Below are 14295 nucleotides of genomic sequence, written 5' to 3' on the forward strand. Positions count from 1 at the left end.
CAGGGTGTAAGAATTCGATAAATCTCTCCTCTCCGATGTCGAAATCCGGAGGTGGCTCTCGTCCTTGGGGTACAGACACCCAAAGGAAGGGCACATCGTGATTTTCACAGTAACACCAATCTACGCCTTGCTGGCATCCCTGATCTACATGGTTCTCTGGACGCGGGTCACATCCAAACGCAGCGCGCTAGGGCAATCCATCGGAGACGGCGGTGACAGCGATCTGCTTCTGCGCATCCGCCAACACGGCAATTGCGCGGAATGGATAAGTTTTCTGCTTATCCTGATGATCCTCGCCGAAGGCATGGGCGCACCCGCACTCTACCTGCACATCAGCGGCGTATTGCTGCTGATCGGGCGGGTCGCACACCCCTTTGGATTGAAGAAAGACAATGCCAGCCATGTCCTGCGCTATGTCGGCAATGGCACTAATATGCTCGCCACACTCAACGTGATGGTTTGCCTCGGCGTGAACATTCTAGGCTTCTAAAGCCACACAATCTCCAGTTTACTCACCCCCAGGAAAGGGAATTCCAATGAAGTATATGCTATTGATCTACAACGACCCCGAGCAGCAACCCGATTACGGGACAGAGGCGTTTGACGCCATGATGCAGGGCTTCTTTGCTGCAAATGACAAAATGAAAGCAGACGGCGTGCTGGTTGACGGTGAGAGCCTGACAGAACCCAAAACCGCCACCTCCGTGCGCGTTAAGGAAGGCAAAACTGAAACCATGGATGGGCCTTTTGCCGAAACCCGGGAATACCTCGGCGGGTACTATATCGTCGACGTGCCCAATCTTGACGCCGCGATCTCCTACGCCGAATTGATCCCTTCAACCAAATGGGGAACCGTCGAAGTGCGTGCGTTGATGGATTACAATCCGGCTGGCAACTGATGCCACACACAGCCGCCCCTATTGCCATTCATAAAGCCATAGAAGATGTGCTGCGGCAGGATCGGGGGCGGCTGATCGCTGGTTTAGTGTCACGCCTTGGCGACATTCAACTGGCCGAAGACGCCCTGCAAGATGCGTTGATCTCCGCCATGTCCCATTGGGGCCGTTCCGGCCTGCCGCACGCGCCAACCGGCTGGCTGATGAAAGTTGCCTATAACCGAGGCATCGACAGGATCCGAAAAAGCCAAAGCGAGACACGAAAAGCCGGCGACATTGGTGCGGTTGTCCCATCTCATTTTGAGGCCGAAGATGCAGACCAGATCCCCGATGAGCGCCTGCGCCTGATTTTTGCCTGTTGTCACCCAACACTTGGAGAGAAATCCCGCGTGGCTCTAACCCTCCGCACCGTGTGCAACCTGACCACACGCGAGATTGCGGCAGCGTTTTTGGACACGGACGTCACCATCGGACAGCGCATCTCCCGCGCCAAATCCAGCTTGCGCGACACAGGTACCACCTTTGAAATCCCCGAACCGGAAGCTTGGCCCGCTCGACTAAACGCGGTCCTGTCCACGGTCTACCTGATTTACACCGTTGGCTATGTAAACGAGGACAGGAGCGATCGCGACCTTGGCGAAGAAGCCATTTTCCTGATGCGCCTGCTCGACAAACTGTGCCCGGACGACCCCGAAATTGAAGGCGCCTTGGCGCTTGTCCTGTTGACTGAAGCACGGCGTGAGGCGCGGGTTGGTGATGACGGCGCAACGGTGCCGCCGGAATCCCAAAACCGCCAATTGTGGAACACGCAGATGATCACGGAGGGCCGCGCCTTACTCAATGCGGCTATGGAGCGCCAATGTCCCGGTCCCTACCAAATCAAAGCAGCCATTGCCGATTGCCACATGGCAGGCCCGACACCAGATTGGCAACAAATCTCCCTGCTTTACGGCGCGCTCTGGCCACATGAGCCAACAGCTGTGGTCGCCTTAAACTGGGCAACCGTTATTGCCGAACTGGGAGAGGTTGATCTCGCCCTCAGCCGAATTGAAACACTGGGCAGTGAGCTCAAAACATTTCAACCCTATTACGCAGCTTACGCAGATGTGCTTGTCAAAGCCGGACGGATGCAGGACGCCAAAGCGGCTTACATAAAAGCCATCAACCTGGCGCAAAGTCCTTCAAACAGAAAGTTCCTGGAGAACACACTGCAACAGCTGCACCTCTAATGCCGCTGCCCCCCGCGCCTGTCACATCACAACACCACCAAGCGCTCTGACACTGGCGAAGACTGAACAATCGAAGAATTCGTCGCCCCATACGGCACCAGCCGATCAATCACCATCTCCATCTCCGCCACATCGCGCACATGCGCCCGTGCCACAAAACAATCCTCACCGGATACGCGCTCGCAAACCACAATCTGTGGCGTGTCCTGAATGGCCGCAATCATATTGCCCATTTCGCCGGGCATCGGACGCGCCCGGATCAGAACCGTCAGCCCATAGCCAAGTTTGGCCGGATCAATCTGTGCCGCGTAGCCGGTGATAATCCCCACATCCTCCAGTCGCCGCACCCGGTCCGCCACACTTGGGGCTGACAGGCCCACACGCCGGGCCAACTCCGCCCGCGCAATCCGCGCATCTGCGCTCAGCTCCCGTAGAATCGCCACATCAACACGGTCCAACACTCGACCTTCAGATCGAAGGTCATTTTCACCACGCACCTTTGCATCCATCACAGTTTCCGCCATCTTTCCACCACCTCACCATATCCTATGCGCGTTTCAACTTGCATTGTGATCCCATGTCAGATCAAGCCCCCAGCCCTGCGGCCCGCCCGCCAAACCACCTGTCCCGCCTGTCTGAAACCGTGCCTCCACAGGCTTGGTTTGCGGTGTCCGCTGTGTTCCACTACCTCGGCCCAGCCTTCGCTGTACTGTTGTTCCCGGTGGTCGGTGTGCTTGGCGTTGCCTGGTTCCGCATCGCCTCCGCCGCGCTGTTTTTTGCTCCCCTCACAAAACCCTGGCGCACCTTCAAAAACGCCCCGCCGCGCGAGCGGGCTTTGCTGCTGGCCCTTGGTGCATGTCTGGCGGTGATGAACTGTTCGTTTTATCTGGCGTTGGAGCGCCTGCCCATCGCACTTGTTGCGGCCATTGAGTTTGTTGGCACTGTTGGCATCGCGCTTTGGGGCCTGCGCACGCCCCGCAATTACCTGGCCTTTGCCGTGGCCACTGTGGGCGTGGCTTTGCTCATCGATGTGCCCGCTCTGCTGACAGCCCAAGGTGCCGCCTTGAGCTCAGACCTTTTGGGGCTGTTCTGGGCGCTGCTGAACGGTGGCCTGTTTGTGCCCTACATCATCCTGGGTCACAAAGTCTCCGAAGGCGGCGCTTCCGGCGGCGTCGAGCGCCTGGGCGCCGCCATGACCGCCGCCTTTCTCTGCGTCATGCCGATTGGGTTCTTTCAGGCACTGGAGGCCTTTGGCGCGCCCATGTTGGTTCTGGCCGGCATCGGTGTGGGCCTGTGTTCCTCGGTGATCCCCTATGTCTGCGACCAACTCGCCATGGCCCGCCTGCCCCGCGCCAGCTTTGCCTTTTTGCTGGCCCTGCTGCCAGCCTCAGCCACAGTGATCGGCATATTGGTGCTGCGCCAAATCCCAAATATGGTCGACCTGCTGGGGATCGCCCTTGTTATGATCGGCGTGGCGGTGCATCGCCCCGCAACGACAGGGACTTGATCTGAGGAGGCCGAACCACGGGTCTAAACCTCACCCCAACAGATCACGCCAGCCATGTTGCGGCGCAAAACCTACCATCTCTTTGGCTTTTTTGTTGGCATAAAACGTCTCGTAAGCCCCCATCTCGCCGCGCACCTCTACCCCCTGATAAAACTGCGCAATCACCTGATTTGAAGGTATCCCAACCGAGCTGTCATCGTTGGCCACATTAAACACCTCATAGCCCAGCCCGTCAGTCTTCAGACAACAATCCACCATGTGCCCCAGATCACGCGCATCGATATAAGCAAAGATATTGCGCCGCCGCAGCGCGGGATCTTTGACAAAGGCCGGAAACATCTCGGCGTATTCATGCGGTTCGATCACATTGTTGATCCGCAGCCCATAAATATCGCTACCGCTGCGCGCCTGAAAACTGCGCGCGGTGGCCTCATTGCAGACCTTGGACATGGCATAGCTGTCATGCGGCACAGTTGGGTGGGTCTCATCCACTGGCACAAAGTCTGGCTTCACTTCACCATCTGCAAAACACACGCCATAGGTCGTCTCGGAGCTGGCAAAGATCACTTTGGGAATGCCCAGCTTCACCGCCGCTTCGATCACATTATAGGTGCTCAACGTGTTCTGCCGAAAACACTCGCCATCCGTGCCGATCATCACCCGCGGCACCGCCGCAAAATGCACCACAGCATCATAGGTCGGCACGCCCTTGCCCGCGTCCAACTCGTGAAAATCCGTAAATTGCGACATCGCGCCAATCACTTGCCCCGCATCGCAGAGATCAATCAGCAGCTCGGAACAGTCCAGCCCCGAAGGCACCCGATCCGCATTGACCACGTGATGCCCCTGTTCCTGCAAATGCCGAATGGCCCATTTGCCCGCTTTGCCACTTCCACCCGTAAAGAAAACCCGCATCGCATCCCCGCCTGTCATCCTAGAAAGCCAAACGCACGATGCGCCACATACCGAGGTGAGGCAAGTCTGGCACCAGCACCCTTTTCAAACAAAAAAGCCCCGCTCGAAAACGGGGCTTTCTTACAAACTCTCTCAACCTTTACGGCTGATACGGCAGCGAGCTGTGGTGCTGCACAATACGCAGAGTACCCTCGGCGTCTTTCTTGTAGCCAAAGCTCTTGTCGACCTTGGTCACATTGCCGTCCTTGTCGGTCAGGATCACCCAGCCCATCCACATCGCAACATCGCCCTCGATGAATCTTGCAGAGGTCACGCTTTCCATCTCACGCCAGCCTTTGATGCCAAAGCCACCGTCCAGCGGGTATTCTTCGTCATGGCCTACAAAATAGGACAGCGCGCCTTTTTTGGTTGGACGGAAGGTCTGATCGCCGCTTGCGAGGGTAGGCTTAAACAGCACAGGACCCAGAGTGTAGCCATAGGCCGCGTCCAGAACCCCTTCGGCCACAGGTCGCGCCTCGTCAATTCCACCAGCCTCATAGGCTTTGGAAATCGCCACAAGGCCCGCGCCCCAGGCTTCACGTGCTGCGCTCAGTTCGGATTCAGTGATGGCCACGATAGAGTCCCTCTCTCTAACTAGAAGCAAATTTGAGCCTATGTGGACGACCACATGCGCCGTTTCAAGTCTGACCAATGCGGTTTTGCCAATTTTCCGCGCGAGCACCGTCCCCAACGTCACCCTTGCGCACGACTTCGGCACAACTAGCCTGCGCCACATGCAGATGACATGGCACCATAGCAAACTCTCCGGCGGCACCGCTGCCGCCTCGCAGAACACCAGCACCGGCCCAACCGTGGTCTTCCACCACGCCACCGCCCTTGGCCCACGCTGCTACGCGCCGTTTCTCTCCGAACTTGGCGACAGTTACCACCTCAAGGCGCTCGCCATGCGCCCCCTGTGGCAAGACGCCCCGCCGCCCAATCCCAGGCGCGAATGGGATCTCTTTGCCGATGACATGATCGAATGGATCGAGGCCACGCAAAACGCGCCTGTTCTGGCTATGGGTCACTCCATCGGCGCCGCCACCACCGCGATGGCCGCCGTCAAACGTCCCGACCTGTTCAAGGGGCTCGTACTGATCGAGCCCTCCGGCGTCACCCGCCGCATCCGCCTGCTGCTCAAACTGCTGCCTTATCGCCTGCGCCAAACCAAAGGCCCCGCCGCCGAAGTGCTCAGCGGCCCGACCCAGTGGCCAGACCTCGCCTCAGCGTTTGTCTATTACCGCGCCTCCAAAGCCTACCGCCGCTTTGACGACGCCACCTTGCACGGCCTGATCGAAGCGCTCACCGTGCCCGACGACACCGGCATCAAACTGGAATACCCCCGCAATTGGGAGGCGCACCTCTACGCCACCCCGCCGCTGATCTTGCCAACCCTCAAACGCCTCACCGTGCCCACCGAGGTCATCATCGGCAAGCCATCTCTGTTCATGGACCCATCCATCGCCCGCAACCTGCGCGACAGCCGCCCGGACATGACCTTCCAGTCCCTGCCAGACTACGGCCACCTGCTGCCGCTGGAAGCCCCTACTCAAGTCGCCGACGCTGCCCGCACCGCCCTGGACCGGCTCAGATAGCGCCTTTCCGCTTGCCTCCCTTGCGCCAAGCTGCCCCTATGTCGCCAACCATAGACATCGGACGCAGCCCATGACCGCAGATCAGATCATCGCCCACCTCAACCTCGCCCCGCACCCTGAGGGCGGCCACTACCGCCAGACCTGGATTGCCGAAAGCGCAGACGGCGCGCGCCCGGCAGGCACATCGATCTATTTCCTTTTGAAAGCAGGCGAGGCTTCGCACTGGCACCGCGTCGATGCTGTCGAAATCTGGCACTACCACGCCGGCGCGCCGCTAATCCTGTCACTTGCCGAAACCGACCAAGGCCCAGCCACCGATCATGTGCTTGGCCCCGACCTCGCAGCTGGCCAGTTCCCACAACTGCTCGTGCCCAAAGACCACTGGCAAGCCGCCCGCAGCACCGGCGAGTGGACGCTGGTTGGCTGCACGGTCTCCCCGGCGTTTCAGTTTGAAGGTTTTGAATTGGCCGCCCCGGGTTTCGACATCCCACGCTAAGCCCACCGCATCGCCCGACCGCAAGGTCCGGCTGCGCCTGCCTGCCCACCCGAGGTCGGCCGACGCCCTGAACGCCTAGTCCTCAGGCTCACTCACCGTGCCTCCACCGACAAGCGCCATCACCCCCGTGGTGCTGGGACAGCTTGTCGGCAAGCCCCGCGCCACCCGCACCGCCAGATAGGCAAAGGCCTGCGCTTCCAGCATATCACCGTCCAGCCCAACCTCTTCCACCGGCACCACCGCACAGTCCAGCGACACCCGCAACATCTCCATCAGCACCGGATTGTGCCGCCCCCCGCCAGTGACCAACACGCGGCTCGGCGCTTCAGGACAATGCCCCATCCCTTGCGCCACCGACGCAGCACACATCGCGGTCATCGTCGCAGCCGCGTCTTCATCCGACAACTCCCGCACCAGGTCCATCATTTCGGGGAAATCGTTTCGGTCCAGTGACTTCGGCGGCATTCTTGAGAAATACGACTCCTGCAAGAACAGCTCTAACGCCCCCCTGGCCACCGTCCCTTTGGCGGCCACCTTGCCGCCTTCATCAAAGGCCAATCCGCGCCGCGCGCGCAGCATATCATTTAACGGCGCATTGGCTGGGCCGGTGTCAAACGCCAACAACGCGCCTTCGTCTTCGGGCGCTGCCTTGCGCGGATCCACCCAGGTGATGTTGCCCACCCCACCAAGGTTCAAAAACACCACCGGTTCAGAGGCACCAAACCACTTGGCACAGGCAAAATGAAAAAACGGCGCCAGCGGCGCGCCCTCGCCACCCAGTTCCACATCGGCAGAGCGGAAATCCCAAACCACCGGCACGCCCAGCGCCTCAGCCAAGGCTTGCCCATCGCCCACCTGACAGGTCCCACGCCCACGCGGCTCATGCGCCAGCGTCTGCCCGTGAAAGCCAACCAGATCGACGTTCTCAAACCCGCCTAACACCTCGGCGTGCGCCGCTTCAATCACCGTCGCGGCCGCCTCAGCCTCCGCTCCGGACCACTGGCCCAGCGCCTGCGTCAGAACAGCCTGCTCGTCCTCGGAATAGCCGCGATAGGCCGTTGCCCCAAACCCATGGATCTCCTGCCCATCGGTCTCAACCACAGCCGCATCCACACCATCCAGTGACGTGCCTGACATCGCGCCCAGCGCGGTCACAACCGCCGCCTCACCCTGGCCCTTCAACATGGCCTTATCCTTTTGGTTTGCCCACCTACATCGCGCCGAGACGCGGTGGCAAAACCTTAAAGGATCAGACCCCCAAATCGCCAGCCCAAATCGGAAATGCCCCACGCTCTGTGTGTAATAACCAGAACGTGGGGCGGCCCATGAACCGGAACCCTCCGACCTTAGCGGGAATGGGGAGCCTCCAAGGCCGGAGACAGAGGCGCTATGTGCCCTTGCCGTCTCCAGGCTGCGCGTGACTTCATCCGTACCACAATCGCAATCATGCCAAGACAGATCCAGAACACCTGGATCATAAAAGACCCAAGGTTGAAGTCCTGCACCAGGCTCACCAACACCAACCCTGCCCCAAAAATATTGATGACAAAGAAGAGAATGTCGTGACTGCTGAGAATGCGAAAAGTGATCAGGGTATAGTTGGTCAGGTAAAGGCAAAACCCCAACACGCCACACGCCGTTGACACAGGTTTGGGGAGCGCCTGGATGAACTCAAAAACATAGGCAAACAATAACCGCGCCCCCCGATAAATAAATTCCTGTTCAATGATTTAAAAATTACCTGAACAGAGGCGCCTTATCCTATCCCCATTTGGGGACATTCAGCCCATCCTCAGGTATTCCCTACCATCTGGTCAAAATGCAGGAATGTCATAGCGCAGACTGCCAGGGGCCATATCCTTGCCCGCGGCACGCGCCGCCAACCAGGGCCAGTTCTCAATGTGATGATAGTGCCCCTTGCCCGACAAAACGGTCAGCTGCGCGTCATGCAAGTGCTGCACCAGCAGCTCCGCCCCCTGGATGGGGGCCACATTGTCATCCGGCCCCTGAAACACCTCCACTGGCGTGCGAATGTTGGACGGATCAAAGTCCCAGCCCTGCGCATTGAGCAGGTTCTCTTCCACAATCCCGTCAATCCCCGAGGCCGTGCGCAGCGCCAGCATCTCCGCGGTACGCCGTCGGATCACTGGATGGGACAAAATGCGAATGTCATCTTCACTGCGCGAGCGTTTGCAATAGCGGTCAAAATACCGATCCCGGTTCTGCAGGATCGAGCGCACCAGAAACGGAATGACCTGTCGCAACATACTTGGCCAGTGCCGCCCCAGAATACAGGACATGTGGTAAAACTGGTCCAGCTCCCGCCAGTTCTCATGCCGGTAAAACGGATAGGCCGCGGAGGACAACACCGCCTTGCTGATCCGGTCCTGCAACGCATGGGTCACCGCCAGAGCAGATCCGCTGCCAAAAGACACCGACAAGACACCTGCTTTAGCAATCTGCAAATGATTCAATAGCTCCCGCACATCCTCTGCAAAGTCGCGCAAGCTCTGCATCACCACAAAGTCCGAACGGAAACTGCCGGGACGGCAGGGACAGATCAGCCGAACACCCGCCTCCGTCATCAGGTCATGACACCGCTCAGGATAACCAATCATGTCAATTGTCACCCCGGACAGTGCATCAAAGGCCACCACCGGAGTGCCATCTTCCGGACCAATCGCGAAATACTCATGCTGCCGCCCATCGCGCAGGGTGATCCGGTTGCGCACCTGAAACGCTGCCCCCGCACTGTCCCCATGTGCCCGTACCGCCATCAGAGGCGAGCGTGCCAGCACTGCCGCCACCTCACTGCGGCTCTTGGTCTGGGTCTTCTCATACACCCGCTTCAGGTAGGTCCGCACACTCTCGTAAGAAATGCCCATACGCCTGGCGACTTCGCGCAAGTCATACGCCTGCCCCATATGGCTCAGCACCTCAGCTTCCCTACGGGTCAGCCCATGCGCCTTGGCGATATGCGCCACCCCCATATGGCTCTGCTGTCCCGACGAGATCACCACACTGGCTGCAATCGCCGGGAAGCCAATCCTCGCTGCCTCTTCCCTTGGCAACACCATCAAATCGGCTGTGCCGTCCTCCCGGCTTTTGAACTCCAACGCCCGCCCCGTACGATTGGCCTCCTGCGCACAGTGCGACAACAGCCGGTCTTCCCCGCTCTTGGGCAAATACACCTGCATGTCCTGCCCCTGCAAAGCGGGCATCGGCAACACGTCATATAGCGCGCGGTTGGCCATCACCACCTGCCCGTCCTCATTCAGCAATGCCACCCCAAAGGCAAAGCTGTTGAGCACCGAAGACAAATAGGCCTCCCGCTCCTGCAACCCGACCATCCGTTCCGATATGCTAAACGCCCGCCTAAAATGCCGCGACAGGTTCTCCAACCCCCGCGTCTCCGCCTCCATGGCCTCTGGGCTTTCCAGATAGCGGCTGTCCCGCGCGCGGTGCACTTCCTCTGCCAGTTCCGAGATCAGCTCGGGCCACAGGGAATTGTCCAAAGACGCCTCATAGACGAGGTGCGTCAAATCCTCAAAACGATCATTCATGAAAACAACTTTAAAAGCCTGAATATAGCAGGGCCACGCCACCTCACAAAGTGTGGAAACCCTGTCCCCTACCTTGCGCGGAATCCCGGCTTACAAACAGGCGTCCAAGGTGCTAACAGGAGGCAAAGCGCCCCTAGAGGCAGAGACAACCAACGGACAAATGAGTGGCACCATGACCTATCAGCCCAAATCGGAATTCCTTACCGTGATGCTAGAGCGCGGCTTTGTGGCCGATTGCACAGACTATGAAGCCTTTGACAAAGCGCTCTGTGACGGTGTGGTGCCCGGCTACATCGGCTTTGACGCCACCGCCAAATCTCTGCACGTCGGCTCGCTCATTCAAATCATGATGTTGCGCTGGCTGCAAAAGACCGGCCACAAACCAATCACTCTGATGGGCGGCGGCACCACCAAAGTGGGTGACCCCTCCTTCCGCGCGGACGAACGCCCTTTGCTGACCAACGATCAGATCGACGACAACATCGCCGGCATCAAGAAAGTTTTCGCCAAATACCTCGACTATGGCGATGAGGGCACCGGCGCCCTGATGCTCAACAACGCCGAATGGTTGGATGATCTAAACTACCTCACCTTTCTGCGCGACATCGGCCGCCACTTCTCGGTGAACCGGATGCTCAGCTTTGAGAGCGTGAAGTCCCGACTGGACCGCGAACAATCTCTGTCGTTCCTCGAGTTCAACTACATGATCCTGCAGGCCTACGACTTCCTCGAGCTGAACCGCCGCTACGGCTGTCTGGTGCAGTTCGGCGGCTCCGACCAATGGGGCAATATCGTCAACGGCATTGACCTCACCCGCCGTGTGGATGATGGCGGCTTGTTCGGCCTCACCTCCCCGCTGCTGACCACTTCTGACGGCAAGAAGATGGGCAAATCGGCGGACGGTGCAGTCTGGCTCAACGCCGACATGCGATCGCCTTACGAGTTCTGGCAGTTCTGGCGCAACACCACCGACGCTGACGTGGGCCGCTTCCTCAAACTCTACACCGAGATGCCGGTGGACGAGTGCAACCGCCTCGGCGCGCTCGCAGGCTCTGAGATCAACGAAGCCAAGATCATCCTCGCCAACGCCGTGACCACGCTCTGCCACGGCGCCGACGCTGCGGCCACCGCCGAAGCCACCGCACGGGAAGTGTTTGAAAAAGGCGGCGTGGGCGACGACCTGCCCACCGTGACGCTCTCCGCCGACGACCTCGGCGATGGTATCTCCATTGTGCAGCTGATTGTGAAAACCGGACTGGCCAAATCGGGCAAAGACGCCAAACGCCTGATCAAGGAAAACGGCGCCAAGCTGGACGACGCCCCGCTGACCAACGCCGGCCTGATGATCGACGCCGCCGCGCTCAGCTCGCCAATCAAACTCAGCGCGGGCAAAAAGCGCCACGCTCTGGTGCAACTGGACGGCTAAGCCCGCCCCCTGCAACAAACTCTCTAAGGCCCGCCCCACCCGGCGGGCCTTTTCTTTTCCCATTCACTGTCTCCAAATATCCCAGGGTGAATGCGCCAACGGCGCAGAGGGGCTGGCCCCTCCTTTCTTCCCCTAGACAGACCCGCCCGCTTCAGGTTATTTGAACACACGTTCATTTATCGACCTAGACGTCTCACTGGGAGGAGCCGCCAATGAAACTTGATCAAACCTGCGCCGTGATCACCGGGGGCGCTTCCGGTCTGGGCGAAGCCACCGCCCGCCATTTTGCCGCCAACGGCGCCAAGGTGGCCCTGTTTGACCTCAACGAGGAACGCGGCACAGAGATTGCAGCGGACCTCGGCGGCACCTTCCACAAGGTTGACGTGACCGATGAGGTCAGCGCCGCCGCCGGCATCCAAGCCGCCAAAGCGGCCATGGGCAAGATCACCGCCGCGGTTAACTGCGCGGGCATTGCGCCTGCCGCCACCACCATTGGCAAAAACGGCCCACACCCGCTGCACACCTTCCAGAAAACCATCGACATCAACCTCGTGGGCTCTTTCAACGTCGCTCGCCTCGCTGCCGAGGTGATTGCGGAAAACGAAGCGGAAGCAGACGGCGCGCGGGGCGTGATCATCAACACCGCCTCTATTGCGGCCATGGATGGCCAACGCGGCCAGGCAGCCTACGCAGCCTCCAAAGGCGGCATCGTAGGCCTGTCGCTGCCCATGGCCCGCGATCTCGCCCGTTCCGGCATTCGTGTCATGGCGATTGCACCGGGCATCTTCCTGACGCCAATGCTGCAAGGCCTACCACAAGAAGTGCAAGACCAACTGGCGCAAGACGTGACTTGCCCGAAACGCCTCGGCGACCCGTCCGAGTACGCCCGCCTCGCAGGCTTCATCGTGGAAAACGGCTACCTCAACGGCGAAGTCATCCGCATCGACGGCGCCCTGCGCATGCAATAACAAAACCGTAGGGTGCGCAGTCCCTGCGCACCTTGCTATCCTCTCCGCAAAGGAGAGCCCCATGCCCCGCCAAAACCGCGTACAACCTGACGGCCAAATCCTCGTTCACCCCACGCGCGGGGCCTTCATGGGCAACCGGGGCATTCTGCACGACGACACCGCCCACCAACACGGCCAACTGACCCACCGGCGCTGGCGCCACAAAGCTTGGGTCTGCTGCGTGTTGTCTTTCAAAAACCGCCAACGCCAACTCATGGCCCCCAACCGCTACACCGAACTGTTTTTCTACGACGAAGCGGTCGCCCTCGCCGCTGGACATCGCCCCTGCGCCGAGTGCCGCCGCGCCGATCACAAGGCTTTCCTCACCGCCGCCGACCACGCGGGAAGCGCGCCTGCCTTTGACGAAGGACTTCATGCCGCCCGCGCGATCCCGCGCATCTACGGCCAAAACCGCCCCCTCGAAGACACTGCCGGCCTGCCAGACGGCACCTTCATCCTGACAGACACCGGCCCCACATTGCTGCTTAAAGACATGGCCTTGCCGTTTACGCCCAATGGCTACGCCACCCCGATCAAACGCCCGCAAGGCACACACCCCGTGCTCACCCCAGCGCCCACACGCATCGCCCTGCGCAACGGCTTCCGCCCCACCCTGCGCCTGCCCGCCCAACTGGCCTAAGCGCAAAACCACCGCCCTGTTGACAAACTTCCGCCGCCAAGTGCCTTTAGGACCATCCAAAACACCTCCAGCGCGGACACCCAAATGAGCTTTTCTGATCTGCTTGACCACTTTGACCACGTCTACATCGTGAACCTGCCCTACCGGGATGACCGCCGCACGGAAACCATCGCCGACTTCGCCCGTGTCGGCGTCTCCATCCCCAATGCGCACATCTCTTTCTTTGAGGCCTCCCGCCCGACAGAGAAAGGCGAGTTCCCCTCGATTGGCTCACTCGGCAACTTCCTCTCACAAACCCGGGTGCTGGCGGATGCCTTAGAAAAGGGCTATGAGCGCATCCTGATCTGCGAGGACGATCTTGAGCTCAACGATCTGCCAGACACCACGGTTGCCAAAGTGCTCACCGATCTAAAAACCACCCACTGGTCCATCGCCGCCCTTGGCTATCTGGAACCCGAAACCCCGCCCACCGAGACCATTGGTCTGACCGAGTGGACCGGTGGCACCCGTGGCACGCAATTCTGGGCCATCCAGGGCGACAGCATCCGCGCCTTCCATGACTACCTCGAACTGGTGCGCTCCCGCCCTTCCGGCCATCCCGAAGGTGGCTCAATGTTCTTTGACGGCGCCTTCAACATGGTCCGCACCATTGTGCCCGGCACCAGCTTCCGCCTCGCCACGCCTTGTCTTGCCGGGCAACGCAGCTCGCGCACCGACATTCACGACCTGAGATTCTACGATCGCGTCGAACCCTTCCGCAGCATCGTCGGCGCCCTACGCAAACTGATGAACCGCACCAAAGGTTAATTTCTGCATCGCAGCACAACTCCCCACCTCCGCAAAACAGTCGCGATACCGACAAGATACCGACGTGGGTTCTGGCCGTTAACTTCTGCACCGCAGCACATCGCCAACCGGAATCGCTGGCACTCTGGAAATGCCCCTGCCATACCTTGCGCAACACTTCACGCGCAGGACTGAC

Annotated in this window: 16 protein-coding genes; 10 read left to right on the top strand and 6 right to left on the bottom strand. The window is 59.8% G+C overall.

Going from position 1 to position 14295, the window contains the following annotated elements; genetic code table 11:
* The first annotated feature begins 97 nt into the window (after positions 1 to 97).
* From JXR15_RS05935 to JXR15_RS05945, 3 genes are read left to right on the top strand one after another with little or no spacing between them, the layout of a single operon-like run.
* Positions 98 to 490, top strand: coding sequence for an MAPEG family protein (locus JXR15_RS05935; protein WP_422052323.1), 393 nt, complete (start codon positions 98 to 100; stop codon positions 488 to 490).
* 46 nt (positions 491 to 536) lie between these two features.
* Positions 537 to 899: a YciI family protein gene (locus JXR15_RS05940; RefSeq protein WP_422052324.1), complete on the top strand. Its 363-nt coding sequence runs from the start codon at positions 537 to 539 to the stop codon at positions 897 to 899.
* Complete coding sequence (locus JXR15_RS05945) at positions 899 to 2125, top strand: RNA polymerase sigma factor (RefSeq protein WP_422052325.1); 1227 nt, start codon at positions 899 to 901, stop codon at positions 2123 to 2125. The genes JXR15_RS05940 and JXR15_RS05945 overlap by 1 nt, the downstream gene beginning before the upstream one ends.
* Positions 2126 to 2151: 26 nt before the next feature.
* Here JXR15_RS05945 and JXR15_RS05950 read toward each other — a convergent pair whose 3' ends face one another.
* Complete coding sequence (locus tag JXR15_RS05950; RefSeq protein ID WP_422052326.1) at positions 2152 to 2649, bottom strand: Lrp/AsnC family transcriptional regulator; 498 nt, start codon at positions 2647 to 2649, stop codon at positions 2152 to 2154.
* 53 nt (positions 2650 to 2702) lie between these two features.
* On the opposite strand from JXR15_RS05950, the gene JXR15_RS05955 reads away from it, so the two are divergent.
* Complete coding sequence (locus JXR15_RS05955) at positions 2703 to 3632, top strand: EamA family transporter (protein WP_422052327.1); 930 nt, start codon at positions 2703 to 2705, stop codon at positions 3630 to 3632.
* 30 nt (positions 3633 to 3662) lie between these two features.
* On the opposite strand, the gene JXR15_RS05960 is transcribed toward JXR15_RS05955, so the two are convergent.
* Positions 3663 to 4547, bottom strand: a complete 885-nt coding sequence (locus JXR15_RS05960) for an NAD-dependent epimerase/dehydratase family protein (RefSeq protein ID WP_422052328.1) — start codon at positions 4545 to 4547, stop codon at positions 3663 to 3665.
* 139 nt (positions 4548 to 4686) lie between these two features.
* Positions 4687 to 5160 (bottom strand): phosphoribosyl-AMP cyclohydrolase, encoded by a 474-nt coding sequence (locus tag JXR15_RS05965; protein ID WP_422052329.1) that lies wholly within the window; start codon positions 5158 to 5160, stop codon positions 4687 to 4689.
* Positions 5161 to 5200: 40 nt separating this feature from the next.
* Here JXR15_RS05965 and JXR15_RS05970 point away from each other — a divergent pair, with 40 nt between their 5' ends.
* Both JXR15_RS05970 and JXR15_RS05975 read left to right on the top strand, forming a co-directional pair.
* Positions 5201 to 6181 carry an alpha/beta fold hydrolase gene (locus JXR15_RS05970; RefSeq protein WP_422052330.1) on the top strand — a complete coding sequence of 327 codons (981 nt, stop codon included), beginning with the start codon at positions 5201 to 5203 and terminating at the stop codon, positions 6179 to 6181.
* Between the two features lie 70 nt (positions 6182 to 6251).
* Positions 6252 to 6677: a cupin domain-containing protein gene (locus JXR15_RS05975; protein ID WP_422052331.1), complete on the top strand. Its 426-nt coding sequence runs from the start codon at positions 6252 to 6254 to the stop codon at positions 6675 to 6677.
* A 75-nt stretch (positions 6678 to 6752) separates the two neighbouring features.
* Here JXR15_RS05975 and JXR15_RS05980 read toward each other — a convergent pair whose 3' ends face one another.
* From JXR15_RS05980 to JXR15_RS05990, 3 genes are all read right to left on the bottom strand, one after another.
* Positions 6753 to 7862 carry an anhydro-N-acetylmuramic acid kinase gene (locus JXR15_RS05980; protein ID WP_422052332.1) on the bottom strand — a complete coding sequence of 370 codons (1110 nt, stop codon included), beginning with the start codon at positions 7860 to 7862 and terminating at the stop codon, positions 6753 to 6755.
* A 161-nt stretch (positions 7863 to 8023) separates the two neighbouring features.
* Positions 8024 to 8368, bottom strand: coding sequence for a CBU_0592 family membrane protein (locus tag JXR15_RS05985; RefSeq protein WP_422052333.1), 345 nt, complete (start codon positions 8366 to 8368; stop codon positions 8024 to 8026).
* Between the two features lie 123 nt (positions 8369 to 8491).
* On the bottom strand, positions 8492 to 10240 hold the full coding sequence (locus JXR15_RS05990; RefSeq protein ID WP_422052334.1) for an alpha/beta fold hydrolase: 1749 nt from the start codon (positions 10238 to 10240) through the stop codon (positions 8492 to 8494).
* 172 nt (positions 10241 to 10412) lie between these two features.
* On the opposite strand from JXR15_RS05990, the gene tyrS reads away from it, so the two are divergent.
* The 4 genes from tyrS (at position 10413) to JXR15_RS06010 (ending at position 14120) form a co-directional block, all read left to right on the top strand.
* The gene (tyrS, locus tag JXR15_RS05995) at positions 10413 to 11666 is read left to right on the top strand and encodes a tyrosine--tRNA ligase (protein ID WP_422052335.1); all 1254 of its coding nucleotides are present in this window, start codon (positions 10413 to 10415) and stop codon (positions 11664 to 11666) included.
* 212 nt (positions 11667 to 11878) lie between these two features.
* A complete protein-coding gene (locus tag JXR15_RS06000) occupies positions 11879 to 12634 on the top strand; it encodes an SDR family oxidoreductase (RefSeq protein WP_422052336.1) in 756 nt (251 codons plus the stop codon).
* A gap of 61 nt (positions 12635 to 12695) precedes the next feature.
* A complete protein-coding gene (locus JXR15_RS06005) occupies positions 12696 to 13313 on the top strand; it encodes a hypothetical protein (protein WP_422052337.1) in 618 nt (205 codons plus the stop codon).
* A gap of 84 nt (positions 13314 to 13397) precedes the next feature.
* Positions 13398 to 14120, top strand: coding sequence for a hypothetical protein (locus tag JXR15_RS06010; RefSeq protein WP_422052338.1), 723 nt, complete (start codon positions 13398 to 13400; stop codon positions 14118 to 14120).
* The last annotated feature ends 175 nt before the right edge of the window (positions 14121 to 14295 follow it).

The sequence above is a fragment of the Shimia sp. genome, assembly GCF_049116215.1.
GTDB lineage: Bacteria > Pseudomonadota > Alphaproteobacteria > Rhodobacterales > Rhodobacteraceae > Shimia.